Source organism: Ignatzschineria ureiclastica, assembly GCF_003121845.1.
Lineage (GTDB): Bacteria > Pseudomonadota > Gammaproteobacteria > Cardiobacteriales > Wohlfahrtiimonadaceae > Ignatzschineria > Ignatzschineria ureiclastica.
Genome location: NZ_QEWQ01000025.1, coordinates 1 through 1,065, shown reverse-complemented (window position 1 = coordinate 1,065; position 1,065 = coordinate 1). Strand labels below are relative to the sequence as shown.

Annotated in this window: 1 protein-coding gene; it reads left to right on the top strand. The window is 38.5% G+C overall.

Going from position 1 to position 1,065, the window contains the following annotated elements; genetic code table 11:
* Positions 1-111 precede the first annotated feature (111 nt).
* Positions 112-996: an IS982-like element IS1592 family transposase gene (locus DC083_RS10070; protein ID WP_011453049.1), complete on the top strand. Its 885-nt coding sequence runs from the start codon at positions 112-114 to the stop codon at positions 994-996.
* Positions 997-1,065: the final 69 nt, after the last annotated feature.

Sequence of the window (1,065 nt, the reverse complement as noted above, 5' to 3'; positions counted from 1 at the left end):
CACTAHKATAACCTGAGTTCGGGATAAGCAGGTCAAAAAAGGCAAAAAAAAGAAGTCCAAAATTGTTAAAGTTAATGTACTAATAAAAACTCAACAAAAAGGACTTCTTACATGGACAACCTAACCGAATTATACTGCCACATTGACGACTTTTACCAAGCATTCAAACCACAATTTGAACGTCAGCTGATCGAAAATGGGACAAAGCGATTAAGAGCATGCAAGATAAGTGTACCAGAGATAATGACTATATTGGTACTGTTTCATCAATTACGTTACCGTCAATTTAAAGGGTTTTACTATCATCATATGCTAGGCATGATGAAAAAAGATTTTCCGGACTTACCAAGCTACTCACGTTTTATTGAATTAGTACCCCGTGCTCTTGTGCCTTTGTGTGCTTATCTTAAAAGCTTGATGGGAAGTTGCACAGGTATTAGCTTTGTGGATGCCACCAAACTATCTGTATGCCATAACCGGCGGATTAAGCGTCATAAGGTCTTTGAGGGGATTGCTCAAAGAGGTAAGACAAGTATGGGTTGGTTTTACGGATTTAAACTGCACGCGATTATCAATCATCACGGTGAGTTATTATCGATTAGAGTCACTCCGGGAAATATAGATGATAGAGAGCCGCTAAGACAGGGCCTAGCAAATGATATATTCGGTAAACTGTTTGGTGATCGAGGGTATGTCAGTCAAGATTTAAAAGATAAACTGTTTAATGACTTCAATATCGATTTTATAACCAAGCTTCGAAGGAATATGAAACAGCAGATTCTTAAACCTATTGATGAGGCGTTACTTAACGGACGCTCGTTAATTGAAACTGTTTTTGATGAGCTTAAAAACCTATGTCAGATTGAACACTCAAGGCATCGAAGCTTCACAGGGTTCGCTGCTAATCTTTTAGCAGGACTCATTGCTTACTGTTGGTTTCCCTTTAAGCCGACACTCAAAAACGTGTCGGCTTATGGACAAGCTGCAAAAAACTAAGCTGTTTCAATGATTTAGGCAAGCTCTTATCCCGAACTCAGGTTATTAATWGACTACTTATCGTTTTAC

Bases quoted from the DNA above. Each gene is read 5' to 3' on its own strand.
- DC083_RS10070 (WP_011453049.1), top strand. From the start codon at position 112: ATGGACAACCTAACCGAATTATACTGCCACATTGACGACTTTTACCAA.